29 protein-coding genes are annotated in these 22731 nt (G+C 45.3%); 20 read left to right on the forward strand and 9 right to left on the reverse strand.

The features are described 5' to 3' along the window. The 3 genes from ABS362_RS15275 to ABS362_RS15285 all read left to right on the forward strand — a co-directional run bounded on the left by ABS362_RS15275 (position 1) and on the right by ABS362_RS15285 (position 3169). A complete protein-coding gene (locus tag ABS362_RS15275) occupies positions 1 to 1131 on the forward strand; it encodes an aminotransferase class I/II-fold pyridoxal phosphate-dependent enzyme (protein WP_350413419.1) in 1131 nt (376 codons plus the stop codon). Positions 1132 to 1193: 62 nt separating this feature from the next. Next, entirely contained in the window at positions 1194 to 2537 is a 1344-nt protein-coding gene (locus ABS362_RS15280; protein ID WP_350413421.1) for an MATE family efflux transporter, read from the forward strand. Positions 2538 to 2605: 68 nt separating this feature from the next. Then, positions 2606 to 3169 carry a DUF922 domain-containing protein gene (locus ABS362_RS15285; protein WP_350413423.1) on the forward strand — a complete coding sequence of 188 codons (564 nt, stop codon included), beginning with the start codon at positions 2606 to 2608 and terminating at the stop codon, positions 3167 to 3169. A 183-nt stretch (positions 3170 to 3352) separates the two neighbouring features. Here the strand turns inward: ABS362_RS15285 and ABS362_RS15290 are convergent, their stop codons facing one another. Continuing rightward, the gene (locus ABS362_RS15290) at positions 3353 to 4894 is read right to left on the reverse strand and encodes an FAD-dependent oxidoreductase (RefSeq protein ID WP_350413425.1); all 1542 of its coding nucleotides are present in this window, start codon (positions 4892 to 4894) and stop codon (positions 3353 to 3355) included. Positions 4895 to 5111: 217 nt separating this feature from the next. Between ABS362_RS15290 and ABS362_RS15295 the strand changes: the two genes are divergently transcribed. Beyond that, positions 5112 to 5468 (forward strand): tRNA-binding protein, encoded by a 357-nt coding sequence (locus ABS362_RS15295; protein ID WP_350413427.1) that lies wholly within the window; start codon positions 5112 to 5114, stop codon positions 5466 to 5468. Here ABS362_RS15295 and ABS362_RS15300 read toward each other — a convergent pair. Next, on the reverse strand, positions 5465 to 5941 hold the full coding sequence (locus ABS362_RS15300) for a DUF4296 domain-containing protein (RefSeq protein WP_350413428.1): 477 nt from the start codon (positions 5939 to 5941) through the stop codon (positions 5465 to 5467). The genes ABS362_RS15295 and ABS362_RS15300 overlap by 4 nt on opposite strands. Positions 5942 to 6000: 59 nt before the next feature. Here ABS362_RS15300 and ABS362_RS15305 point away from each other — a divergent pair, with 59 nt between their 5' ends. The 6 genes from ABS362_RS15305 to ABS362_RS15330 all read left to right on the forward strand — a co-directional run bounded on the left by ABS362_RS15305 (position 6001) and on the right by ABS362_RS15330 (position 10521). Further along, the gene (locus ABS362_RS15305; RefSeq protein ID WP_350413430.1) at positions 6001 to 6882 is read left to right on the forward strand and encodes a DUF58 domain-containing protein; all 882 of its coding nucleotides are present in this window, start codon (positions 6001 to 6003) and stop codon (positions 6880 to 6882) included. Continuing rightward, positions 6875 to 7822 carry a hypothetical protein gene (locus tag ABS362_RS15310; protein ID WP_350413432.1) on the forward strand — a complete coding sequence of 316 codons (948 nt, stop codon included), beginning with the start codon at positions 6875 to 6877 and terminating at the stop codon, positions 7820 to 7822. Before ABS362_RS15305 ends, ABS362_RS15310 begins: the two co-directional genes overlap by 8 nt. Further along, on the forward strand, positions 7770 to 8822 hold the full coding sequence (locus ABS362_RS15315) for a vWA domain-containing protein (RefSeq protein WP_350413434.1): 1053 nt from the start codon (positions 7770 to 7772) through the stop codon (positions 8820 to 8822). The genes ABS362_RS15310 and ABS362_RS15315 overlap by 53 nt, the downstream gene beginning before the upstream one ends. A 139-nt stretch (positions 8823 to 8961) precedes the next feature. Beyond that, positions 8962 to 9648 (forward strand): YggS family pyridoxal phosphate-dependent enzyme, encoded by a 687-nt coding sequence (locus tag ABS362_RS15320; protein ID WP_350413435.1) that lies wholly within the window; start codon positions 8962 to 8964, stop codon positions 9646 to 9648. Between the two features lie 21 nt (positions 9649 to 9669). Further along, on the forward strand, positions 9670 to 10122 hold the full coding sequence (locus ABS362_RS15325) for a DUF2750 domain-containing protein (RefSeq protein WP_350413437.1): 453 nt from the start codon (positions 9670 to 9672) through the stop codon (positions 10120 to 10122). Between the two features lie 21 nt (positions 10123 to 10143). Beyond that, complete coding sequence (locus ABS362_RS15330; RefSeq protein WP_350413438.1) at positions 10144 to 10521, forward strand: DUF423 domain-containing protein; 378 nt, start codon at positions 10144 to 10146, stop codon at positions 10519 to 10521. Between the two features lie 78 nt (positions 10522 to 10599). On the opposite strand, the gene ABS362_RS15335 is transcribed toward ABS362_RS15330, so the two are convergent. The 3 genes from ABS362_RS15335 to ABS362_RS15345 all read right to left on the reverse strand — a co-directional run bounded on the left by ABS362_RS15335 (position 10600) and on the right by ABS362_RS15345 (position 13174). Continuing rightward, positions 10600 to 11043, reverse strand: coding sequence for a DUF1573 domain-containing protein (locus tag ABS362_RS15335; protein WP_350413440.1), 444 nt, complete (start codon positions 11041 to 11043; stop codon positions 10600 to 10602). A gap of 83 nt (positions 11044 to 11126) precedes the next feature. Continuing rightward, positions 11127 to 12533, reverse strand: coding sequence for an ATP-dependent DNA helicase (locus ABS362_RS15340; RefSeq protein ID WP_350413441.1), 1407 nt, complete (start codon positions 12531 to 12533; stop codon positions 11127 to 11129). A 176-nt stretch (positions 12534 to 12709) separates the two neighbouring features. Then, complete coding sequence (locus ABS362_RS15345; protein ID WP_350413443.1) at positions 12710 to 13174, reverse strand: PaaI family thioesterase; 465 nt, start codon at positions 13172 to 13174, stop codon at positions 12710 to 12712. 40 nt (positions 13175 to 13214) lie between these two features. Between ABS362_RS15345 and ABS362_RS15350 the strand changes: the two genes are divergently transcribed. From ABS362_RS15350 to coaD, 3 genes are all read left to right on the forward strand, one after another. After that, the gene (locus ABS362_RS15350; protein WP_350413445.1) at positions 13215 to 13700 is read left to right on the forward strand and encodes an NUDIX domain-containing protein; all 486 of its coding nucleotides are present in this window, start codon (positions 13215 to 13217) and stop codon (positions 13698 to 13700) included. 65 nt (positions 13701 to 13765) lie between these two features. Continuing rightward, positions 13766 to 14653, forward strand: coding sequence for a DUF3822 family protein (locus ABS362_RS15355; protein WP_350413446.1), 888 nt, complete (start codon positions 13766 to 13768; stop codon positions 14651 to 14653). A 141-nt stretch (positions 14654 to 14794) separates the two neighbouring features. Beyond that, on the forward strand, positions 14795 to 15277 hold the full coding sequence (gene coaD, locus ABS362_RS15360; RefSeq protein ID WP_350413448.1) for a pantetheine-phosphate adenylyltransferase: 483 nt from the start codon (positions 14795 to 14797) through the stop codon (positions 15275 to 15277). On the opposite strand, the gene ABS362_RS15365 is transcribed toward coaD, so the two are convergent. After that, a complete protein-coding gene (locus ABS362_RS15365) occupies positions 15231 to 15911 on the reverse strand; it encodes an NUDIX hydrolase (protein ID WP_350413449.1) in 681 nt (226 codons plus the stop codon). The two genes, coaD and ABS362_RS15365, sit on opposite strands and share 47 nt — an antisense overlap. 106 nt (positions 15912 to 16017) lie before the next feature. Here ABS362_RS15365 and pyrE point away from each other — a divergent pair, with 106 nt between their 5' ends. Then, the gene (gene pyrE, locus ABS362_RS15370; RefSeq protein WP_350413451.1) at positions 16018 to 16656 is read left to right on the forward strand and encodes an orotate phosphoribosyltransferase; all 639 of its coding nucleotides are present in this window, start codon (positions 16018 to 16020) and stop codon (positions 16654 to 16656) included. A 604-nt stretch (positions 16657 to 17260) separates the two neighbouring features. Then, positions 17261 to 17758 carry a metallophosphoesterase family protein gene (locus tag ABS362_RS15375; protein WP_350413452.1) on the forward strand — a complete coding sequence of 166 codons (498 nt, stop codon included), beginning with the start codon at positions 17261 to 17263 and terminating at the stop codon, positions 17756 to 17758. Positions 17759 to 17865: 107 nt separating this feature from the next. On the opposite strand, the gene ABS362_RS15380 is transcribed toward ABS362_RS15375, so the two are convergent. Further along, entirely contained in the window at positions 17866 to 18054 is a 189-nt protein-coding gene (locus tag ABS362_RS15380) for a hypothetical protein (RefSeq protein ID WP_187065478.1), read from the reverse strand. A gap of 97 nt (positions 18055 to 18151) precedes the next feature. On the opposite strand from ABS362_RS15380, the gene ABS362_RS15385 reads away from it, so the two are divergent. The 5 genes from ABS362_RS15385 to ABS362_RS15405 all read left to right on the forward strand — a co-directional run bounded on the left by ABS362_RS15385 (position 18152) and on the right by ABS362_RS15405 (position 21362). Beyond that, on the forward strand, positions 18152 to 19174 hold the full coding sequence (locus ABS362_RS15385; RefSeq protein ID WP_350413454.1) for a threonine aldolase family protein: 1023 nt from the start codon (positions 18152 to 18154) through the stop codon (positions 19172 to 19174). A 75-nt stretch (positions 19175 to 19249) separates the two neighbouring features. Further along, on the forward strand, positions 19250 to 19882 hold the full coding sequence (locus ABS362_RS15390; RefSeq protein WP_350413456.1) for a DNA-3-methyladenine glycosylase family protein: 633 nt from the start codon (positions 19250 to 19252) through the stop codon (positions 19880 to 19882). A gap of 117 nt (positions 19883 to 19999) precedes the next feature. Beyond that, positions 20000 to 20368 carry a hypothetical protein gene (locus ABS362_RS15395; protein ID WP_350413457.1) on the forward strand — a complete coding sequence of 123 codons (369 nt, stop codon included), beginning with the start codon at positions 20000 to 20002 and terminating at the stop codon, positions 20366 to 20368. Positions 20369 to 20513: 145 nt separating this feature from the next. Next, entirely contained in the window at positions 20514 to 20912 is a 399-nt protein-coding gene (locus ABS362_RS15400; RefSeq protein ID WP_350413458.1) for a peptidase associated/transthyretin-like domain-containing protein, read from the forward strand. 66 nt (positions 20913 to 20978) lie between these two features. After that, on the forward strand, positions 20979 to 21362 hold the full coding sequence (locus ABS362_RS15405; protein ID WP_350413459.1) for a nuclear transport factor 2 family protein: 384 nt from the start codon (positions 20979 to 20981) through the stop codon (positions 21360 to 21362). A 2-nt stretch (positions 21363 to 21364) separates the two neighbouring features. Here the strand turns inward: ABS362_RS15405 and ABS362_RS15410 are convergent, their stop codons facing one another. Together ABS362_RS15410 and ABS362_RS15415 are read right to left on the reverse strand one after the other, a co-directional pair. Further along, complete coding sequence (locus ABS362_RS15410; RefSeq protein ID WP_350413460.1) at positions 21365 to 22276, reverse strand: DUF58 domain-containing protein; 912 nt, start codon at positions 22274 to 22276, stop codon at positions 21365 to 21367. 10 nt (positions 22277 to 22286) lie between these two features. After that, positions 22287 to 22697 carry a septal ring lytic transglycosylase RlpA family protein gene (locus tag ABS362_RS15415; RefSeq protein ID WP_350413461.1) on the reverse strand — a complete coding sequence of 137 codons (411 nt, stop codon included), beginning with the start codon at positions 22695 to 22697 and terminating at the stop codon, positions 22287 to 22289. Positions 22698 to 22731: the final 34 nt, after the last annotated feature.

Here is a 22731-nt window from a genome sequence, read left to right on the forward strand (position 1 = left end):
ATGACCGAATTGAACCTGGCCTCCGGGGCAAGTTATTTCCGAAGCCCTGATATAGCCATAACTGCTGCCACAAATGCTTTAAACGCTGGATTAACCTACTATGGGCCCGCCGAAGGTACCGCCGGCTTACGCCAGGCTTTAGTTGAGCGGTATCAGCAGGATGGCATCACTATAAAACCGGAACAAGTACTGGTAACTCCCGGCACCAAGCAGGCACTTTTTAATCTGTTCTCGGTGTTGCTGCGCGATGGTGACGAAGTGGTAATTCCAACTCCAGCCTGGTTTGGGTTTAACGAGCTCCTGAAATACAGTAAAGGCAAACTGGTAACCGTACCAACCACTTTAGAAGACAACTATAGTTTAGACGTAGAAACACTGCGAAATAAGCTTACAACGAAGAGCCGACTGCTGCTGTTAACCAACCCTGCCAACCCGACCGGCCGTATCTATAGCAAGCACGAACTCGAAACTATAGTTGCGCTGCTAAAAGATTATCCAGACTTATACCTGATCAGCGATGAGATTTATGACCTTGATACTTACGGCAACCCTGTTACTTCTGCCCTTAGCTGCGAAGGGGCAGACGAAAGAATAATCGTCGTTAACGGCTTCTCTAAAAACTTTGCGATGTCGGGCTGGCGCATCGGGTACATGGTGGCTCCGGAAGAGGTCATCAAACAAAGTACAGATTTCCAGTCTAATACCTTTTCGGGCGTGAGCATGTTTATACAAGAAGCTGCTCTGGCAACAATAACCCATAAATCCGAATCGTTGAAACCTATGCTGGAGGTGCTGCAGGAACACCGCCAGGTAATGTTGCAAGGCCTGGAAGCCATACCGCATGTTTCATTCTACGTGCCCGATGGCGCCTATTATTTTTTCCCGTACCTGGGCCATTATATTGGAACTACAACACCTACAGGCGCAACTATAAACTCCACAGAAGAGCTTTGCAATTACCTTCAAAACGAATATAAGCTTATAGTTGTGAACGGCGATAAGTTTGGCGGCATAGGCCATGTTCGCATGTCGTTTGCAGTGGAAAGACAGGTGCTGGACCAGGCTATGAGTCGATTAAAAGAGGCACTGCTGCAGCTTAAACCTGCCCCGGCAACTATAGGTAAACTATAAATTAACATAACGTATAGCTTACCGTAAAAAGCGCTAATTTTGCAGGCCTTTCCGGAGTAGCTATGCAGATCAATACCTATAAAGAACATTTTTCCAAGAACTTCTCACTCGCTTACCCGGTGGTGCTCAGCCAGTTGGGCCACATTATGGTTAGCGTGTTCGATAGTTTGATGGTAGGCCAGATCGGTACGGTACAGCTGGCAGCGGCTTCTCTAGCCGGTAGTATCTTCATGATCGTGATGGTGTTCGGGATGGGCGTTTCGTTCAGTATCACCCCCCTTATTGCCGCCGCCGAAGGCCGTAAAAACTATACCCGTATCTCGCTGCTGCTGCTCAACGGGCTTATCTCTAATCTAATACTTGGGGTACTCCTGTTTATAGTTGGCTATTTTTTATCTCCTTACATCACGCACTTAACCCAACCTGAGGAGGTGGTAGCGCTGGCAATTCCGTTCATAAACGTGCTCTTCCTGTCAATGGTGCCCCTCATGCTTTTCCAGGCGTTTAAGCAGTTCGCCGAAGGGCTGTCGTTCACCAAACAGTCGATGTACATTACGATAGTTGCCAACACACTCAACATTATTCTAAACTACCTTTTGATCTGGGGTAAACTGGGCTTCCCGGAAATGGGCATGATGGGGGCTGCCTGGGCTACGTTAATTTCAAGGATCGTGATGGCGCTGATGATGGCGGGCTGGGTAATGTATGCCAAACGTTTCGAGATTTTCCGCCATTTTCTGAAGCTGCGTCACCTTTCGTTTATACACATGTACCGCATCTTTAAGCTGGGCTTACCTATATCCGGCCAGATGATCTTTGAGATGGGCGCTTTCAGTTTCTCGGCAATTATGATCGGCTGGCTGGGCACCAAGCAACTGGCAGCCCACCAGATAGCCATAAACGTGGCATCGGTTACGTACATGATGGCCAGTGGCATAGCAGCAGCGGCAACTATACGGGTAGGCAACCAGAAAGGACTGGGCAACTATAGAAGCATGCAGATGGCAGGCAACAGCAGTTTTGCGATGGGTGTACTGTTCATGCTGGCCAGCGGCCTGCTGATGATCGCCGGTAATAAACTGATACCCATGCTTTATATTGATGACCCGGAAGTGATTCAGATCGCTTCTACCCTGCTCATAATTGCGGCATTGTTCCAGATCTCGGATGGCGTGCAGGTGGTAGGGCTGGGTGCCTTGCGTGGCCTGGAAGATGTACGGGTGCCCGGTGTGATCTCGCTTATCGCATACTGGGTGATCGGGTTGCCGGTGGGTTACGTGCTGGGCTTTAAATTAGGATTTGGAGTAAACGGAGTCTGGCTTGGTTTGCTGGCCGGCTTGTCTGTTGCCGCTTTATTGCTATTTTTACGCTTTAAGAAGCTTAGCAATCAGTTAGTTACAACTTAAAATGCAATTAAGGGCACTATTTTAGCAATAACTGCTGTTAAGCGGTAAATATAAATCTTTTAGCCAAGATGTTTTTTTTCTCTCTACTTTTGTCGCTGGTAACAGGTTACCTGGCGCCAGCTCCTGCCGCAGCCATGCCTGTTGCAGCAGACAAGAACACCGTTTCCGGTCAGATCTCCTGGTCTGCAGACCGACGCTTGTCCTGGGACGATTTTAAAGCCCTGCCCGATACACTAAACCCGCACCATGCCGTTACTGCCGCCAACCTTGCCGTAGATGCAAACTGCGCTGCCAATAAATTCAACTATACCGTAAAGTGCGTATTTGTGGCTACAGAATCATGGTCTAAAAACAAGCAATCTCAAAAATTACTGCATCACGAACAACTGCATTTTGACCTGACCGAAGTACATGCCCGCATGCTGCGTAAAAAACTACTAGCCCTGGGTACCTCCTGCACATCAGCCAATGCAAAACTCACCGAAACCGTAAATAAAGCCTTCACCAACTGGAAAGCCGAACAGGATAAATTTGACGAACTATCACGCCATGGCTTAGACGCCAACGTAACTGCCACCTGGGAAGCCAGCATCAATCAGCGCCTGAAACAACTGGAAAAGTTTGGAAGTTAGAAGGTTAAAAAGTTAGAAAGTTTAAAGGGTATCTTCTGATAAAAATAGAAAGAGCAACTATAGAAACAGATCTATAGTTGCTCTTTTGGTTTAAAGTTTAAAGTTTATAGTTCACAGAAGCAGATTCACGAAAACTTCATAATTCATCAACTTCCAAACTTTCTAACTTCTCAACTTTCTAACTTACTTGGGCGGTTCCAGGTCTTTGGTTGCGGGGCCTGTGATCACTTTCCCAAACGGGTCGAAACGGGAACCGTGGCACGGGCAATCCCAGGAGCTTTCTACGTTATTCCAACTTACTACGCAACCTAAGTGTGTACAGATAGCTGAACATTCGTGGCGGACACCTTCCTGATCGCAGTAAACAGCGATTTTGGTAGCACCTTTGCGCATGATCTTTCCTGTACCCGGCATAACCTCCGATGGATCACTCACTTCACCACCTGTCAGGTAATCCTTAAACTGGGCAGCCACATTCATGTTTTCTTTCAGGAACTCTCCGGAAGTTTTGAGGCTTACCCTTGCCGGATCGTAAATAGTAGCCCACTCATTTTTGCGGCCCATGATCAGGTCCGTAATTAAAATACCAGCTATAGTTCCGTGGGTCATGCCGTGGCCAGAGTCACCGGTGGCAATGTACACGTTCTCGGCATCTCCCGGGTTCCGACCAATAAAAGCAAGGCTGTCAACTGGCTCCAGCACCTGACCCGACCAACGGTACACGATCTCACCCGCCATCGGAAATTTCATCCGCATCCAGTGCTCCAGGTTCTGGAAGCGCAATGCCGGATGGTCGTCCTGCCCTGTTTTGTGGTCTTCGCCACCAACTATAAGCAGGTCATCTGCTCCTTCAGGTGCATCCTTATCAGCTTCCTGGATACGCACATAATGGTAAGGGTCTTTCATATCCCAGTACAAGGCATCGGGTACAGCGCCTTTTGGCACAGTGGCACCAATTACATACGTGCGGTAAGGTGCCTGCTTGGTATGCATGGTTACCATGTCGTTTACCGGCGTATTGGTAGCTACTACCAGGTGGTTTGCCGATACAGAGTTTCCATTTTCGGTTACCACAGTGGCAATTGCCCCCGTTCTAAATTCTACAGCCTTACTTGAAGTATAGATTCGTACATCCTTATCGATCAGCACATTGGTGAGGCTTGACAGATACTTGAGTACATGAAAGCGGCCCTGGTTCGGGAAGTGCAGGCAAGGCAGATCGGTAAGCGTTTCGACCGGGCAGGTTTTACGAAGCACTACATCGCGCCAGCCTATTTTCTGTACTGCTTCCAGTTCTTTCGTAAGCTGCTCCTCTTCCTTCTGGTCGTTGGCAAACATGTACCCATCCACCCTTTTAAAGTCGCAGTTTATCTTTTCCTCTTTAATTATCTCTTCAATTTTATCGATCGCTGCCATGTGGCTTTGCGTGGCCAGGCGTGTACCATCCACTCCAAACAAACGTATCAGTTCCGGGAAACCATCGTCGAGGGCGCTTGCCAGGTGGGCAGTAGTACGGTTGGTTTCGCCGCCGCAAATGGTGTCTTTTGCTTCTATTACCACCACGCTTCTGCCTTCTTTAGCCAGCAGGTAGGCGGTTGTTAATCCGGCGATGCCGGCACCAACTATACAAACATCACAGGTAGTATTTTCTTGCAGCGGATGTGTGGCCGGCATAGAAATGCCTTCAATCCAAACAGATTTGCTTGCTCCGGATTCTTTCTTCATAGTTTTATTGTGTGAGCGCGTGATTATAAAGCAGCCTGAACTGCCTGATTTTTACATAAGTAAAGTTGCATAGGAGTACGAAGTGCAGTGCCTTATGTTGCTTTTAGAACGCCCAGGCTATGTCAGGAGGGAATATCTTGTTTTCTGGAGTGCCTAACTATAGTTCACTTTTCAGCTTTATAGTATATTTGAGAAAATCAGAAACTATAAGCAGGACATGTACGCACCCGAAGAAGCTAAAGAAACAATAACCTGGCAGCAATTTGAGCAAACCGATATACGGGTAGGAACTATAGTGGAAGTGAACGAATTTCCGGAAGCGCGCAAGCCGGCCTATAAACTGACCGTGGATCTGGGCCCTTTAGGAATAAAAAGATCGAGCGCACAGATCACCAAACACTATACTCCTGAAGAACTGATCGGGCAACAGGTGCTTTGCGTAGTTAATCTGGGCAAAAAACAGATCGGAAAATATATTTCGGAAGTGCTGGTAACCGGTTTTGAGGATGAGAACAAGGATATTGTGCTGGCACAACCCGCCTCTAAAGTTCCGAACGGAAGCAAGCTTATTTAAAGTACCTGCTCTCCCGATTTTGCATCAGCAGGTCGGCGGAGGGTATTCTTTAACCTGCCTGGCATTTCTTCAATAGCTTCTTCTTCCTCTGGTAACAGCGTATCACCTTCGGCGGCTCCTCTACTCTTTTTAGCCACATACTTAGCTTCACGGGCCGAAAGCGTATCCAGTATTATCTCGTATAACCTGTCCATTTCCTGCAGGTTAGCGCCATAATAGTTATAGGTCTTCCTGAAAGCTGCTTGTTCTACGCCATACTTTTCCAGTATCTTTTTGTGTTCCCTGTTATACACCATCATGGCCGTATCAGGATAATTTATAGTTGCTTCTATCAGGGATTCCATGACATGCACATCTGCCAGTATCTGCACCATTTTAGCTTCCGGTACCATGCCTGCAGGCTTTGCGGTTTCTTCCTGCTGCTGGCAACCCAGTAGTACAAGATAAAAAAGTATATAGAAAAGTCGTTTCACGGATGTAAATTACGGGAATATGTCCTAATTTTAAAATCTCACACCAGGACAACAAGAGTATGAAAGAGCTTGTTCAAAAGCTACGAAAGTACGAGATCCGGATAAGAAAGGCAATCACTACCCAGATGCAAGGCGATTTCCACTCTGTGTTTAAAGGCTCAGGGCTGGAATTTGACGACGTGCGCGCTTACCAGTATGGGGACGATGTTCGCGCTATTGACTGGAATGTGAGTGCAAAAGGCCATGGCACCTTTGTTAAAACGTATCGCGAAGAAAAAGAGCAATCTGTGTTTCTGATGCTGGATGTGAGTGCTTCGCAAACGATTGGTACCGGTAAACAACATAAATTAGACGTTGGCAAAGAAATCTGCGGCGTACTTTCTCTTTCGGCAGCGCGGCAGCAAAGCCAGATCGGTATTATCTGCTTCTCAAACCAGAAAGAAAAGTATATTAAACCCGCAAAAGGCATTGAGCAGGCTTACACCATCATAAAAGCGCTCGACGAACTGCAACCCAAATCTGCCAAAACCAACCTGGCTGCAGGCATAAAACTTACCCTCGACATCATTAAGCGTCGCAGCATTATTCTGCTTATTTCCGACTTTATAGATGTGAATTATGAAAAGGAACTGCAGATGCTGGCCCGCCGACACGACCTGATAGTGATTCATTTAGTGGATGTGCGCGAACGGAAGATGCCGGGAATGGGCATTGTGCCTGTGTTGGATAAGGAAACCGGTAAAACCGTATGGTTAAATACCTCAGGCGTAGAATTCCAGAAAAAGTATTTTGCGCAGTACAAAGAGAACCAGGAAAATGTAATGCGCATCTGCCACAAATACCAGGCAAATTACCTGGCTATACAGGCTAACGAAGATTACGTGCCGCAACTGGTAAACCTTTTCAGGCTCCGCAACAAAACCACCAAACGAAGTGCTTAAGTATCTGCTATTTATAGTATTATTTGCTTTACCCGGTCTGGTAGCTGGTCAGCAGGTGCTGCGCCCTGTCGGCACTTTTAACAGCGACACTATCCGTATCGGAGCGCCCTTGCAATTTACTTTAGTACATCGTCACCCCGAAAAACTGGAAGTTATCTTACCAGGCACCAACTATAACTTCTCCCCTTTCGAGCTGGTACGGAAAGATTTTTTTGCGACTAAAACCAAAAACGGGATCAGTACAGATAGTGCGGTTTATACCCTGAGAACATTTGATACCAAAGCTGTACAATCGCTGGCCTTGCCGGTTTTTGTGCTGCAGGGCAAAGATACGATAAGGGTAAACAGCGACAGCAGCCGGGTAATACTGCAGGAACTGGTAACTAGAGTAAATGAGCCACTAAAGTTCAGATTCGAAACCGAACTGGTACCTGTTGAGGAACGCTTTGACTGGCCGATCCTGCTGCTCTGGATCTCTTTTATCTCACTTGTGTCGAGTTTGGTCTGGCTCATTTTCGGGCAAACTATAAAAACCAAGTATAAACTATACCGCCTTCGCAAAGACCATTTATATTTTGCTTCGCGCTACAATGCACACATAGATCGCTTTGTAAAAACAGGTGTATCGCAAAGTATGGAGAAGGCCGTATCGCTCTGGAAGAATTACCTGACCAAACTGGAACGAAGCGCTATTAACTCATTCACAACCAAAGAGATAGTTGAATTTTACAACGATAACGAAGAAGTAAACAATGCCCTGCGCCATTGCGACAAAGCCATTTATGGTAACCTGATTACAGAAGCCGACGCTGAGACAAAAGAAGCCTTACTGATGCTGCGCCGGTTTGCCAAAAGCCGTTACAGAGCCAACCGTGAGATCATAAAAAATGCTAAAAATAACAGACAACATGCTGGAGTGGCTGAGCCTGGATTGGTTTAGCTGGGACACGCTCCGCTCTTACGACTGGGTTTTTCCGTTGGTGCTATATGCGCTGCCGCTGGTGCCGTTGTTGTTCCTGCTGAAGTGGCTGTTCACGTTAAACTCGCGCAATAAGCTGAACGTGGCCATGTTCGATGGCAAACTTCACTGGCAATGGACCAGCTTACTACGCTTTGTGCCTGATATCCTGTTTATCCTTTTTATTATGCTGGTACTAGTGGCACTGGCACGGCCGCAACGCATAAACGAACAGGTAGAACAAACTGCAGAAGGCATTGACATTATACTTGCCCTGGATGTATCAGGCTCGATGGAGCTGCAGGATATACAACCAAACCGCCTGGACGCTGCCAAAGAAGTAGCCCTGGAGTTTATAGATGGCCGTGTGCAGGACAGGATTGGTTTGGTGGTATTTGCCGGCGATGCCTACTCGTTATCTCCGCTAACTACCGATTACCAGATGTTGCGCGAAAGCATTAACTCTATTGGCTTTAAGATGATCGAGAATGACGGAACCGCTATAGGTAGTGCTTTGGCTGTAGCTACTAACCGCATGCGTGACTCACAAGCCAAAAGCAAAGTTGTTATCCTGATAAGTGACGGGGAAAACACTGCCGGAAGCCTGGATCCGCAAATGGCTGCGCAACTGGCCAATAACTATAACATAAAACTTTATAGTATCGGGATAGGTAAAGACGGGCAGGTTCCTTATGCTGTAGATGACAACGGCAAAACGCTTTTTGTAGAAACTAACCTCGACGAAAGCAGCCTGCGCGATGTAGCCGAGATCGGAAGCGGACGGTTTTTCAGGGCTGATAGTAAAGATGCCTTGCAGGAAGTTTTCAAAAGTATAAACACCCTGGAAAAGACCGAAGTAAATGAAAAGCGCTTCCGGGACACCAAAGACTATTACCAGGTATACTTAAAGTGGGCCCTGCTCCTGCTGCTCTGCTGGATGTTGCTCAAAAACACCTTTGTAACAAATGTATTGGAAGACTAATTTAAAGTTAGAGAGTTTAGGAGTTAGAGAGTTTAAGAGTTATTGAGTTAAAGATTTGGGGAAATGTACAGACGCAATACATTGCTTCTGTACCATAGCTGATCCAACAATTCAACCATCCAACAATTAAAAATAAACTATGAGCAACATTGCAGATAACATACGATATTTTGATGAGCAGCTTAAGAATACTCCTGCCCGCCTGGTAGCTGTAACCAAAACGCACGCCGTAGAAACTATAAAAGAGGCCTACGATGCCGGGCACCGCATTTTTGGAGAGAACAAAGTGCAGGAACTGGTAGATAAATACGCCCTGCTGCCCCACGATATTGAATGGCACCTGATCGGGCATCTGCAAACCAATAAGGTAAAGTATATCTCCGATTTTATTAATACCATAGAGTCAGTAGACAGCCTGAAACTGCTCATGGAGATAAACAAACGGGCAGAGCAGCGCAACCGCACAACGCCTATTAACTGCATGCTGCAACTCTCTATTGCCGACGAGGAAACAAAGTACGGCATGACTTACGATGAAGCCGTGGCGCTGCTGCAAACTGATGAGTACCGAAACATGCATTATATCCGTATTACGGGGGTAATGGGCATTGCTACTAACACAGATGATCAGGATAAATTAAGAAACGAATTCCGGCAGCTTCGCTCCTATTTTGAGCAATTAAAAGAAACGTTCTTCTTCGCCAACCCCGATTTTAAAGAGATATCGATGGGCATGACCTCAGACTGGCAGCTGGCTTTAGAAGAAGGAAGCACCATGATTCGGGTAGGAAGTGGTATCTTCGGCTCACGAAACTATACAAAATAAGAAACACTAACATACACTATAATGCAAGACCAAAACGCAAACCAGGAAGCCAATTATCGCAAATTCGTACAGCAGGTAGCAGATACCGAACAAGTATGGGGTTTATCGGAAGGTGATATCTGGGCTACTTCCAGCTCAAATGAGTACGAAGACACGGAAGTTATTCTTTTCTGGTCGGATGCAGAAAACGCCAAAGCCTGTGCCGCAGACGAATGGGCAAACTATAAAGCTGAAGCATTACCTGTAGCCGAATTCCTGGAGAACTGGTGTGTAGGCATGTACGACGACGAACTGCTTGTAGGCGCCAACTGGACCGCTGATATGCAGGGTCGTGAGGTTGACCCTTTAGTAATTGCACTAGATGTAGTAAAGGAATTAAAAAGCCGAGGTAAAGAGATCAACCTGGAGCAATACGACAGCCTGAGTGAATTTGAAGAGCAGGTAATTGATGCCCTGGAAGGTGACGAAGAATAAACTATAGCTCAGCTTTTAGCCATGACACAAAAAACGATACTATTAATTGCCAGCGCATTCGGAGCTTTAACTGTAATGATCGGGGCGTTCGGAGCACATGCACTGGGGCCTATGTTACAAGCCACTAACCGCACCGATACATTCGAGACTGCCGTTAAATACCAGATGTACCACACACTGGCTTTGCTGGCTGTTGGCCTGTTGTTATTTAAAGTGGAGAGTCCGGCGTTGCAAGTGGCAGCCTGGGCATTTTTTATAGGTATCCTTGTCTTTTCGGGCTCACTTTACACGCTTTGTTTAACAGGCATAACCTGGCTGGGAGCCATAACACCAATTGGTGGCACTGCACTTATAGTTGGCTGGGGAGCGCTGTTCTATGCTATCCTGAAATCGCTATAGTTATAAATAAACATACTGCTATAAAACAACAAAAGCCATCCCGTTCGGATGGCTTTTGTATTAGAGAAAGAAGGTGACTTAGTTTTTAGCGCTGCCAGTCTGCTTCTCTTTGATGTTTGTTACGATATACACGCTTGTAGGCTCGCCTGCATTAGAGTGTACTGTAATAGCTTTTTTCTGGTTACCCAGCTTACCGGCACTGTTAAATTTAGCAACTACAGTTCCTGTTTTACCTGGAAGAATAGGCTCTTTTGTCCAGGTTGGAGTAGTGCAACCACAGGTAACATCAATACGATCGATCACGAGCGGCTGTGTACCGGTGTTCTTAAACTTGAACGTATGTTCTACTACATCACCCTGCGTAATGTCGCCGAAGTTATATTCCGCTTCTTCGAACGAGATAACAGGACCCGCTTTGGCTTGTGCCTGCGGTGCAGTAGGTTGTTTTTTAGGCTGCTGCTGTGCCACAGCGCCACCTGCAGTTATAGCTGCAATTGCGAACGATAGGAGAATTTTTTTCATGATGATATAAAGGATTATTTGAATTCGTACGGGTTAGATAGCGAATTTGTTTTTACAACGAAGCAAGATAACGTTTTAGTTCGTTAAGTGGCTAATAATTGAGCGTTAAAGTTTAAAAGGTATAGCTCTTCTGATGAGCGGGTTAGCGCTGTATATAACCATCTGGCAAATTCCTGGTTCACCATATCGTCTTTCAGGTAGCCCTGCTCTACAAAAACGGCCTGCCACTGCCCACCTTGCGCTTTGTGACAGGTTAGCGCATAGGCAAACTTTACCTGCAACGCATTCAGGTATGGGTTCTTTTTCAGTTCCTTTGCCCGCTCGCGTTTATTGGCAATGTCCATATAGTCCTGCAGCACGGCTTCGTATAGTTGCTTGTTTTGGTCGGCAGGCAATGCCGGGGCATCGCTGTGAAGCGTATCGAGCATTATCTTTGTTTCCAGTTCTTCAGCATCCGGGTAATCTACAAAGCGTACACGTACATCCGCAAAACGGAAACCATACAAATCTTCGTACTTGATGATCTTGGTAACTTCCACAAAGTCGCCGTTGGCCATAAACCCGATCTCCGAATCTTTTGGCAGCCAGAAATAGTTGTTCCGCACGATCATCAGGTAATCGCCTACTCCTATCTCATCTTCTGCAAAGAAAATACTGCGCCGGATGTGCTGGTTATACATATTGGCCACTTTGTTAGACCTACAGATAACGATGGCATTCTCCACACCAAACTTATCATAAGCATAACGCAGGCCATCTTCCAGCTTCTCACCAGTCATTTTAAAAATGTCTTTCCAGCCTTTGGTAAACAGTTTTATATCCGGTTGCTCCAGGTTAAGCTGCGAGCGCAGTTGCGTGGCATTCATCAGTATACCGGAAGCCTCGGCCTGTCGCATTACCTGTTTCAGTTCAATCTGATGTACCTCGCACCGGAAATTATGCTTTATGTAATCTGCATCAAGTGACGGGCTGAGGGTCTGGCCTACTGGTGGCAACTGGGCTGTATCACCGATCAGGAGCAGTTTATTGCTTTTCTTCTCAAACACATAGTTCATCAGGTCCAGCAGCAAACCATTCTGCCCAAAACCACTGTCGTCTGAGATCATGGAGGCCTCATCAACTATAAAAACAGTGTTTTCGAGCTTGTTTGGCATGCGCGTAAAAGCTAGCCCTTCAGAGTATGGATTGGCCGTCTGGCGGTAGATCTTTTTATGGATGGTAAAAGCTTTTTTTCCGCTGTAGGTACTCATTACTTTGGCTGCACGACCTGTCGGAGCCATCAGCACATACTTATAGTTAAACTTGTTCAGGATCTTTACCAACGATGTAACCACCGTAGTTTTACCTGTACCGGCATAACCTTTCAGCATGAAAACCTGCCGCTCATCTGACTTGGAAAGTATAAACTCATCCAGCTTGGCAAACAGCTTCGCCTGATCCTCGGTAGGCTCAAACGGAAAATTCTGACGCAGTACTTCTACCGGACGCATTTTTTATAATGGATAATGATGAATTAATAATTATGAATGGCTCAGCTAACTAACTCCCCTCCTTGGAGGGGTTAGGGGTGGGTTTACATTAGCTGAGTTCATACTTTACAGATGCTATACAACAATTATAAGCACAGCTATAGTTTAACTTTCTAACCTGTTAACTTCCAAACTTTCTAACTCTTACCTTCTCTAACTCTAAGGTCTTCCGGTGTTATAGTTGCCATACTTGTTGAGGCTTTAGCAATAAGCAACGGTTCAGCTTCGTCTTTCACCACATATACTTCGGCTTCGCAGAAATTGAGTTTGCGGCCCTGCTTAAGCACATACCCTTTTGCCAGTAATTTGTCGCCCACACCCGGATGGAAGTATGATACTTTAATTTCGGCGGTAACTACATGATGATCTTTAGGTACAAGGCTTACAGCAGCGAATCCGGCAACTATATCGGCAAGCGTGGCAATAACGCCGCCGTGGGTAAAACCTTTATGCTGCTTGTGGCGCTTCTCTAGTTTTAGCTCGCCTTCTATCCTTCCTGCTTCTATTTTCGTAACTTCGAAGCCCATCAGTTTCATGAACTCCTGGCGATCCAGTTTTTCGCGGATGTCAGCTTCGAAATCGGGATTAAATGTTTGAATCATATTTTACAAAAATACCACCAATACCACGCCTAAACAAACTATGTCAGTTTTAAACCCAAATGCTGCTGCCTACGCCGATAAAGTTCGGGTGCGGGTGTGTGGCATCTGCATACAGGATGATAAAATGCTACTGGTTCGCCATCAGTCAACTATTAAAAACAAGGCTTTCTGGGCGCCACCTGGCGGCGGTTTGCAGGTTGGCGAAACTATAGAAACCTGCCTGAAACGCGAAGTGCAGGAAGAGACAGGCCTGGAAGTAGAAGTAGTTCGTTTTCTGTTTGTGAATGAGTTTTTGCAGCCACCTTTGCAGGCAGTAGAGCTATTTTTTGAAGTAAAGCCAGTTGCCGGAACTATAACCAAAGGCACAGACCCCGAGGCTACTCCTGATATGCAGCTGATAGAAGAAGTAACCTGGAAAACAAAGCACGAAGTAAGGGAAATTCCGTTGGCGGATAAACACAGCATTCTGCACCACCTTTATTCTTTCAACGACCTGATGAGTTTGCCGCATCATTTCGTGAAGTAGAAATGCCATCTTTTTACTATACTTGCATAGCACTATAAACGGCCAACTATTCAGCACTTTTACAATTGAACACGACCAGCACCAACTTCCGGCTATCGCACAAAATTCAGGACGAAGCATTTGCGCTGTCTGCTGCCAGCAACTGCAATTTATACTTATCTATCTCCCAGAAAAGTATACGCCTGGCTATAGTAGACGTAGAGCGCAATAAGTTTGTAGTGCTGGAAGATTATGAGCTGATCACGGTATTTACGCCTGCACAGGTGGCCGAACAGCTACAGCTAATTGCCCGTGAAAACCCGCTATTGCAGGAACAGAACTGGAAAACCATTCGTGTAGCGGTAAGCAACCAGCATTTTACATTAGTACCCGAAACGCTTTTTGACCCTACTCACCAACAGGATTACCTGCGCCTGCACAGCAACCTGAACCCAAATCTGGACGATGTGCTATCCTACCACCACAGCAACCTGGAAGCAGTTAACATCTTTGCAGTGGCGCATGTTATTCGTGCTACTGTTCAGGAGATTTTCCCTGAGCGCAACATTCAGTTTGTGCACCAGACAAGCTCACTTATCAAAAGTATACTGCACCAGACCGGGCGAAGTGCTACTCGTAGCATGTATGTTTTTGTGGAGCGTAGCTTTGTAACGATCCTGGTAGTAGATGCCCACGGACTCCAGTTCTGCAATATTTTCCAGTACCACAGCCCCGAAGACTTTATTTATTACATCATCTTCGTGATGCAGGAACAGAAAATGAACCCTGAACAGGAAACCATCACTGTTTGGGGCGATATTACGCACGATGCCACGCTGTTCACGATCATGCAGAAGTATATCCGCCAGGTTAAGTTCGGGAAGAAACCACAGGATATTGGCTATTCTTACAAATTCGACGACCTGTTCGAGCACCGATATTTCGAGCTCTATAGTTTACACTTGTGTGAATGAGACTAATTTTGATTGATGAATGTGTAATGAATAATTACTTTCCATTTGTCTTTCAAAGTAAGGAGAAACCTGAATCAACTATAGTTTGCAAACTATAAATCTTACCCGCAGTACAAGCAAAAAATCAAAATTCAAAATTAAATGACAAAGCGCATAGCTCTCTTTCCCGGCTCATTCGATCCTTTCACAAACGGACACCTGGATGTGGTAATGCGCGGTACACGGTTGTTTGATGAGATCATTATCGCGATCGGGAACAACAGCAGCAAACAGCGCTATATTCCGGTCGAGCAGATGGTGGAAATTATTACCGGAATTTTTAAGGACGTGCCAAATGTGTCAGCTACCTCTTACAAAGGCCTGACTGCGGAATACGCGCGCGAAGTAGGTGCCAACTTCCTATTGCGCGGCCTGCGCAACACTACCGACTTCGAATACGAGAATACTATAGCTCAGGCTAACCGCCACGTAAACACCGACTTGGAAACAGTTTTCCTGATCACTTCCCCGCCACTGGCTGCCATCAGTTCCTCTATCATCCGCGAAATTCACCGGTTTGGCGGCGATGTAAGCGATTTTATACCTTTCCCGACGGCAGCGATTGCAGGTAGTGGCGAACAATAAAAGCTATGGAAGTATAAGCCTTTGGTAGCACTTCTATGGCTTCTTCAGGAGTCATCCAGCGCACTTCTTCAATAAACTCCTCGGCCTGTGGCTTCATCAGGCTATCGTCGGTGCAGTTCATCACATACCATGATGTCTTCTTCAGAATCTTTTTGCCTTTGTAAGCATACGAGTGCCAGGTTTTAGGCAGCTTTTCCGCCAGCTCTACCGAAATATTACATTCCTCCTCTACTTCGCGCAGCGCGCCCTCTTTGGCACCCTCTTTCTTGTTCAGCTTGCCTTTAGGCAGGTCCCAAACGCCCAAACGGTATATCATCAGTAGTTTTCCATCCTTCAGCACCAATCCGCCGGCAGCTTTCACAATTTTAAACTGGTCTTTCAGGTGCTCGATCAGGCGCTTCTTTTTATTAGTTACCAGCGTCAGTGAGTTCAGCTTTTTCAGCTTTTTCACTTCCATCAGGCGCACCAATCGGTCAATCAGCATCAGGTCGGCATCTTTTATGAGCACATCGCCCAACAGGTCTTTCGAAGTAAAATGATCGTCGGCATCTAAAACAAGGTCGTAGTGGTGCCTGTAAACCTTTTCGTTCGATCTTTTAAGTATAAGCGGTATATCGTTAATAAAAACGTTCATGGGGAAGCGGCTCTTGTGAAGCGTTAATTTACACAAATGAATAAATAAATCAGTTTAAAGAAAATACAGCGCCACAAAAAGCTAAATATTTCTGTAATTTCGAGTCATGGATACTACGACGACAGCACACCAGGTAGCTTCTTTCCTGCTGGAAACGGAAGCCGTTAAGTTAAGCCCAGAGAAACCTTTTAAGTGGAGCTCTGGCTGGAACTCGCCCATTTACTGCGACAACCGTGTTACCCTTTCTTTTCCGCATATACGCAGCTTTATTAAACAACAGCTAGCGGAACTGATCAAAAAACATTATCCAGGAGCCGAAGCCATTGCCGGCGTAGCCACTGCAGGCATAGCCCAGGGCGCTTTAGTAGCCGATCTACTGGAGATGCCTTTCCTTTACGTACGCCCTGAACCTAAGAAACATGGCATGGGTAACCAGATAGAAGGCAAGCTGTTACCGGGCCAGAAGGTGGTACTGGTAGAAGATCTGATCTCGACAGGTGGCAGCTCTTTAAAATCTGCAGAAGCCGTGCGTGCCGCAGGTGGCGAAGTAGTTGGTATGGTTGCCATCTTTACCTATGGTTTTGCTTTGGCTGATGAGAATTTCAGAGAAGCTGGCATACCACTGCATTGCCTCAGCAACTATAGTGCTTTAACAGAAGTCGCCATTGCTAATGGTTATATCCAGGAATCAGCAATGGATGCTTTAGCCGAATGGCGAAAATCTCCGGAAACGTGGGGAAATTAATGACTAATAATTAATAAAGAATGAAAAATGAAGGAGATGGGGCTTAGGCTTTGTCTCCTTTTTTGTTTAACCTCACCTCAACCCTCTCCTGAAAATGGAGAGGGGGCTTTGTGTTTTTGCTATAGTTAGTACTATCGTTCTATAGTTTCAATCCACGGGCGGACAGGTCGCGACCTGTCCCTACAGAAATACAACCACGATAAATGTCGAAGCTCATAGGTTCGACTATAGATAGGTGGTAACTATGAGAAAGATTTCAGTCTTTGGGTTGAGCGCCTTTGATTTGTTGCGGTGGCGCAGCCAACCCGAGGTAACGAGGGTAGCAAGAAAGCAGCAGCGCGATGCCCGAAGACGGGGCCTCCCGGCCGTGAGGGCACCAAAGCCGGATTAAAACGATAGGCAATTATAGCTCCCAGGATTGAAAGTAATTTGAAAGTATAGCATGGTTCTAGTTGGAAGAGATTTATCTATAGGCCATATAAGATCCTTCGGCTTCGCTCAGGATGACATTATACAACTTTAATTTCAACTATATTTTCACAAAATCTATCGTAAACCCTAACTTCACATAAATCAAACTCCTCATGAACCTAACAAATCACTAATGAAAATAGGCTTGCTCTCTGATACTCACTCCTACATCGATGACCAGATCATCCGGCTTTTAACAGGTTGCGATGAAATTTGGCATGCGGGTGACTTTGGAACAATAGAAGTATCGGACAGGCTAAACCAGATTGCACCTTTGAGGGGAGTTTATGGCAACATTGATGATGCAACTATAAGACAGGTTCACCCGAAAGTAAACCGGTTTAAAGTGGAAGGGCTGGACGTGATGATGACGCATATTGGTGGCTACCCGGGCAAGTATCACCCAGATGTGAGAAACGAGATCAAAGCAAACCCGCCGCAGCTATACATTACCGGCCACTCACATATACTTAAGGTGATGACCGACAAAAGCCTGAACAATTTACTGCACTTAAACCCGGGAGCTGCCGGCAAACATGGCTTCCATACGATGCGCACCATGATGCGATTTGATATTACCGACGGAAAGCTGGAGAACCTGCAGGTGATAGAGCTTGGCAAAAGGGCATAAAAAAAGCGTGCCTGCGGTGCAAGCACACTTTGAAGTCTTTCGAAAACCCGCCAACCGAAGCTTTCACAGCGTTGGCAGGCAGATGGTTTTACTTTGCCGTAAAAAGACTACTCAGCTGAAGTTTCTTCAGTTGTTTCTTTTTTGTTTTTCGGAGCTTCACCGAACTGAGCGCGAAGCTCGTCCATGTCAACGTTCTTGATAACTGGTGTTAACAACAGCTGCTTAATTCTGGCAACCTTGTTGTTTGCTCTTGCCTTATTTTTACGGTCTTTTCTTTTAAGTCTAGTAACTCCCATCGTTGCAATTATTAAATTTGAAGGGCAAAAGTAAGTTATTATTTTTACAAAGTAAAGTATTTGTCTTATCAAATTCAGGATTACCTATACAAACCTCATGATAGAAATAACTGACCTTCGTTCTGATACCGTTACAAAACCTACTCCGGAAATGCTACAGGCCATGTTTGCGGCACCAGTAGGCGACGACGTGTACGAAGAGGACCCAACTATAAATACCCTGGAAGCCAAAGCTGCTGCCATGTTTGGCATGGAAGCAGGCCTCTTCTGCCCTTCCGGCACCATGACTAACCAGATCGCTATAAAAGCTCACACCGAGCCGCTAACGGAAGTAATATGTGACATCACCTCACATATTTACCAGTATGAGGGCGGCGGCATAATGTTTAATTCGGGTGCATCGGTAGCGCTGGTACACGGCGAGCGCGGTAAAATGACACCGGCACAGGTAGAGGCTCACATCCGTCCCGACAATATACACTATCCTCCAACCCGCCTGGTTTCGCTGGAGAATACCTGCAACAAAGGCGGCGGCGCTTTTTATACTATAGATGAGATAGCGGCTATTTCGGAAGTCTGCAAACAAAATGATCTGGCCCTGCACCTGGATGGCGCCCGCGTTTTTAATGCGCTTGTTGCTTCCGGAGATGATGCCAAAGACTACGGCCTGTATTTCGATAGCATTTCGGTTTGTCTGAGTAAAGGATTAGGTGCGCCGGTTGGCTCGGTGTTGTTAGGTAATAAGGCTTTTATTAAAAAGAGTCGGCGCATTCGTAAAGTACTGGGTGGCGGTATGCGACAGGCCGGTTACCTGGCTGCAGCATGCATTTATGCCTTGGATAACAACATTAAAAGACTGGCCGAAGACCAGCGCAAAGCGAAACTGCTGGAAGAAGCGCTGCTGCAAACCAATTATGTAGAGAGTGTGCTGCCCGTACAGACCAACATCGTTATCTTTAAACTGAATCAGAAATACAATGATGCCGCTTTCCTGCAGGCCCTGGCAGAGCAAAATATTAAAGCATCGGCTTTCGGACCGCAGATGATACGTTTTGTTACGCACCTGGATGTAACTGATGAAATGCTGGCACATACTATAAATGTGCTGAAATCGCTGTAAAAATCTTATTAGCCCTAACCCGCCTTAGACAAGGCGAGGCTAAAGGGGTGGTTGAACCACACAAACAATAAAACTATGACTAACTCCTCTCCCATTTATACTTTCCCGGAAGTGATGGCAGTGCTGGGCAAAGACCAGGTATTGGCAACTATAATCGAGCAGGGCCGACCACTGACTTCTTCCAGGTCTGAAGACCTGTACTATAAACTACTCAGCGCTATAGTTTCACAGCAGCTTTCTACGAAGGCGGCAGCAACTATATTTAAACGCTTTACAGAGTTTTTCCCTGAAAACTACCCGCACCCCGAACTGGTATTGGCCACCACCGACGAAATGCTGCGTAGCGTAGGCTTATCTTTCCAGAAAATAGGGTATGTGCGAAATGTAGCAGCTTTTGCAGCAGACGGTAACCTGGAGCACGCAACTATAGATGCCCTGGAAGACGAAGCGCTGATACTGCACCTGACCCAGATAAAAGGCGTTGGCCGCTGGACCGTAGAAATGTTGCTGATGTTTGCCCTGGAACGCCCAGATGTTTTCCCGGTAGATGACCTGGGGATACAGAATGCCATGAAAAGACACTATAGTTTGGAAGAAACCGGTAAACCACTTCGCCTGCGCATGCAGCAAATAGCTGAAAACTGGCGCCCCTACCGCACCATAGCCAGCAAGTACTTATGGCAGTCGCTGGACAATATGCCGAAGTAAAAGTTTATAGTTATATTGAGTGAGACTTAAACTAAAACAACTACATACATAGTACAGATAAACGTCATAGTGACGTATATCCAGTAGTTGGCAGTAATTAAAACTAAGAATAAAGCCGTGAGAAAAATACTATTAGGGGTAATTATTGGTATTGGACTTACCGTTTTCTTCTTTTTGTTTAAGGAACTATTCATTTATAATATTGAAATTCCAAAAAATCACGTTACGGTTCGTCTTTTAATAAAATCTGAGAAAGAAATTGAAAAATTAACTTTAACTTCTTCAAGTTCAACCCAAACAATTGACCTAAAAGGACAAACAGAAACTGTTTTAATATTTCCAAATCCAGGAGAAGGCTCTTTTAAAGTCTGTTGTATTTTCAAGGATGGAAAAGAAGTTTGCAGTAAAGGTGGATATGTAGAAAGTGGATATTCGCCAAAACTTGAAATTACTGATAGCGAAATAAAAACTGTTGAACATTATTGATTACAGTTTAAGGGCCTTGATTTAAAAAGAAACAAACTTTTAGGAAAAATAACAATTGCCAACAAAAGCTAAAAATCATTAAAACGTTTTTTAGCCCAGACGTTGGCTAGAAGGTAAAATGAATAAAAATCTCTATATCGTAACAATGATACTCATCTTCTGTTCCAGCACAAACTCATTTGGGCAGAATAAGATTATCAGTGGTAGAATTATTGACGAGCATCTAAATCCGTTAGCTGACGCAGTAATACAAACTTTGGATTCTACATATGCTGCAAGAGCAGATAAAGATGGATACTATGTGCTTAAGGTTCCGGAAGAAACAAAAAGAATAAAAGCTTGGGCTGTTGGAATGGAGACAGAAACATTCAATCTATCCAATAACTGTGAATTTAATCTTATCTTATTTGATAACATCATTGCCGAATTTGAAACGAAAGCAGAGCATCAAGAACGATACAAAAACCGGAAACGTGAATTGCCAAGACTGTGTAAAGAAGCAATCAACAAAGGTATAATTGATAAAAACAAACCCTGTAGCTAACAATACCTTTACGGTAGCTACGCCACCACAAAGCCTCTAGCCGTTAACCCTCATACATACTCAAATATGCCTAACTCCACCATTCAACAAACTATAGAAAACTACATTAAAGCCTATAACAACTTTGATGTTGACGGAATGGTAGAACAGATACATCCGGATGTACAATTCGATAATGTATCAAACAACGAAAAAATGCTAAGTATAAAAGGATTAGAAGCCTTTAAAGCACAAGCACTGAAAGCCACACAATTGTTTACCGAGCGGGAGCAAAAAATCAGGCAATTAACTATAACAGATAATACTGCAGAAGCGGAAATAGATTATACAGCTATACTTGCTATAGATCTCCCAAATGGAATGAAAGCCGGCGATAAACTGGAATTAGAAGTTAAATCTGTGTTTACTATTCAGGATGATAAGATAATCAAGCTGCAGGATTATAGTTAGAGCTACCGCACCTTCGCCCGCTTTACCAGGTAACTATATAGCACCTTATCAAAAGGCTCGCTGATATCTACTGGCACGAAATCAATTTTATACTGGCCGCATTTTAGTGCAAGCTCTCGTTTATAGTTCTCTACTGAAGCTTTATAGTTCTCACGCACCTGCGATGGTTGCAGCTTTAGCTCCTGCCCTGTCTCTACATCCACGAAAATGTAAGGCCGCTCTGCAAAGTCAAATTCTTCTTCTGTTTTGCGGTCCATCACATGGAAGATCAGTACTTCGTGCTTCTGGTGTTTCAGGTGCTGCAACGCAGAAAAAGTTGTGTCCATATCCTCGTTACGTCCCAGCATATCACTGAAAATAATAACCAGCGACCGTTTTGGTATTTGTTGTGCAATCTGGTGAATTACTCCCGGAACTTCGGTGCCCGAACGTACAGGCTTGGCCTCTAACTGCTGTTGCAAGAGCAATAAAAGTGTATGCAGATGTGAGGCTGTTGAGCGAACAGGTGTTTGAAGTTGGATGGTGTCTGAGAAAGTAACAAGCCCTACTGCATCGCGCTGTTTACGCAAAAGCGTGGCAATAGCTGCCGCACAAAGTATGCTGAATTTTATTTTGCCATGTGTATCTATGGGGTAGTACATTGACGGCGATACATCCAGCAAAAGGTGGCAGCGCAGGTTGGTTTCTTCTTCGTAACGCTTTACAAAAAGCTTGTCGGTGCGGGCAAAAACCTTCCAATCTATATGGCGGGTGCTTTCGCCGCTGTTGTACAGGCGGTGTTCCGAAAACTCAACCGAAAAACCGTGATAAGGGGATTGATGCAAGCCTGTGATAAAGCCCTCCACCAACTGCTTTGCCAGAAACTCCATGTTCTCGAACTTCTGAACATCGGCAAGTGTGATGGGTTGCTTCATGGGCTACATGCTATTTTGTCTTCTCTGATTTTGTATCTGAAACGACGAATGGCACATCTTGTTGCTTTTCCTCAGGTATAACTTCCTTAATAGTTACCCTACTAACACCGGCACGAATCATATCAATTTCTTTTGCAGCAGCCTTAGACAGATCGATAATGCGGCTGCCTTTCGGCATACGGTCGTTTATCTTAACTATAACTGATTTGCCATTGGCCAGATTAGTTACTTCCACTAAAGTGTTGAACGGAAGTGTGGAATGCGCTGCCGTAAGCTGGTTTTTGTCGTAACGTTCGCCATTAGCGGTGCGTTGTCCCTGCATGCGGTCGGCATAGTACGATGCTTTGCCGTTGGCAGTATAGGCAGTGTTACCAGACGAAAAAGAGAGAAGGAATACTAGTAAAATTGAACATAAATTCATGATTTACTATTTTGGTCCGGGGCCAAATATAACA

Origin of the sequence: Pontibacter populi, from assembly GCF_040278685.1 — a bacterium.
Taxonomy (GTDB): domain Bacteria; phylum Bacteroidota; class Bacteroidia; order Cytophagales; family Hymenobacteraceae; genus Pontibacter; species Pontibacter populi.

Coding starts and splice junctions, on each gene's coding strand:
- ABS362_RS15275 (WP_350413419.1), top strand. CDS start 1: ATGACCGAATTGAACCTGGCCTCCGGGGCAAGTTATTTCCGAAGCCCT.
- ABS362_RS15280 (WP_350413421.1), top strand. CDS start 1,194: ATGCAGATCAATACCTATAAAGAACATTTTTCCAAGAACTTCTCACTC.
- ABS362_RS15285 (WP_350413423.1), top strand. CDS start 2,606: ATGTTTTTTTTCTCTCTACTTTTGTCGCTGGTAACAGGTTACCTGGCG.
- ABS362_RS15290 (WP_350413425.1), bottom strand. CDS start 4,894: ATGAAGAAAGAATCCGGAGCAAGCAAATCTGTTTGGATTGAAGGCATT.
- ABS362_RS15295 (WP_350413427.1), top strand. CDS start 5,112: ATGTACGCACCCGAAGAAGCTAAAGAAACAATAACCTGGCAGCAATTT.
- ABS362_RS15305 (WP_350413430.1), top strand. CDS start 6,001: ATGAAAGAGCTTGTTCAAAAGCTACGAAAGTACGAGATCCGGATAAGA.
- ABS362_RS15315 (WP_350413434.1), top strand. CDS start 7,770: ATGCTAAAAATAACAGACAACATGCTGGAGTGGCTGAGCCTGGATTGG.
- ABS362_RS15320 (WP_350413435.1), top strand. CDS start 8,962: ATGAGCAACATTGCAGATAACATACGATATTTTGATGAGCAGCTTAAG.
- ABS362_RS15325 (WP_350413437.1), top strand. CDS start 9,670: ATGCAAGACCAAAACGCAAACCAGGAAGCCAATTATCGCAAATTCGTA.
- ABS362_RS15330 (WP_350413438.1), top strand. CDS start 10,144: ATGACACAAAAAACGATACTATTAATTGCCAGCGCATTCGGAGCTTTA.
- ABS362_RS15335 (WP_350413440.1), bottom strand. CDS start 11,043: ATGAAAAAAATTCTCCTATCGTTCGCAATTGCAGCTATAACTGCAGGT.
- ABS362_RS15340 (WP_350413441.1), bottom strand. CDS start 12,533: ATGCGTCCGGTAGAAGTACTGCGTCAGAATTTTCCGTTTGAGCCTACC.
- ABS362_RS15345 (WP_350413443.1), bottom strand. CDS start 13,174: ATGATTCAAACATTTAATCCCGATTTCGAAGCTGACATCCGCGAAAAA.
- ABS362_RS15350 (WP_350413445.1), top strand. CDS start 13,215: ATGTCAGTTTTAAACCCAAATGCTGCTGCCTACGCCGATAAAGTTCGG.
- coaD (WP_350413448.1), top strand. CDS start 14,795: ATGACAAAGCGCATAGCTCTCTTTCCCGGCTCATTCGATCCTTTCACA.
- ABS362_RS15365 (WP_350413449.1), bottom strand. CDS start 15,911: ATGAACGTTTTTATTAACGATATACCGCTTATACTTAAAAGATCGAAC.
- pyrE (WP_350413451.1), top strand. CDS start 16,018: ATGGATACTACGACGACAGCACACCAGGTAGCTTCTTTCCTGCTGGAA.
- ABS362_RS15375 (WP_350413452.1), top strand. CDS start 17,261: ATGAAAATAGGCTTGCTCTCTGATACTCACTCCTACATCGATGACCAG.
- ABS362_RS15380 (WP_187065478.1), bottom strand. CDS start 18,054: ATGGGAGTTACTAGACTTAAAAGAAAAGACCGTAAAAATAAGGCAAGA.
- ABS362_RS15385 (WP_350413454.1), top strand. CDS start 18,152: ATGATAGAAATAACTGACCTTCGTTCTGATACCGTTACAAAACCTACT.
- ABS362_RS15390 (WP_350413456.1), top strand. CDS start 19,250: ATGACTAACTCCTCTCCCATTTATACTTTCCCGGAAGTGATGGCAGTG.
- ABS362_RS15400 (WP_350413458.1), top strand. CDS start 20,514: ATGATACTCATCTTCTGTTCCAGCACAAACTCATTTGGGCAGAATAAG.
- ABS362_RS15405 (WP_350413459.1), top strand. CDS start 20,979: ATGCCTAACTCCACCATTCAACAAACTATAGAAAACTACATTAAAGCC.
- ABS362_RS15410 (WP_350413460.1), bottom strand. CDS start 22,276: ATGAAGCAACCCATCACACTTGCCGATGTTCAGAAGTTCGAGAACATG.
- ABS362_RS15415 (WP_350413461.1), bottom strand. CDS start 22,697: ATGAATTTATGTTCAATTTTACTAGTATTCCTTCTCTCTTTTTCGTCT.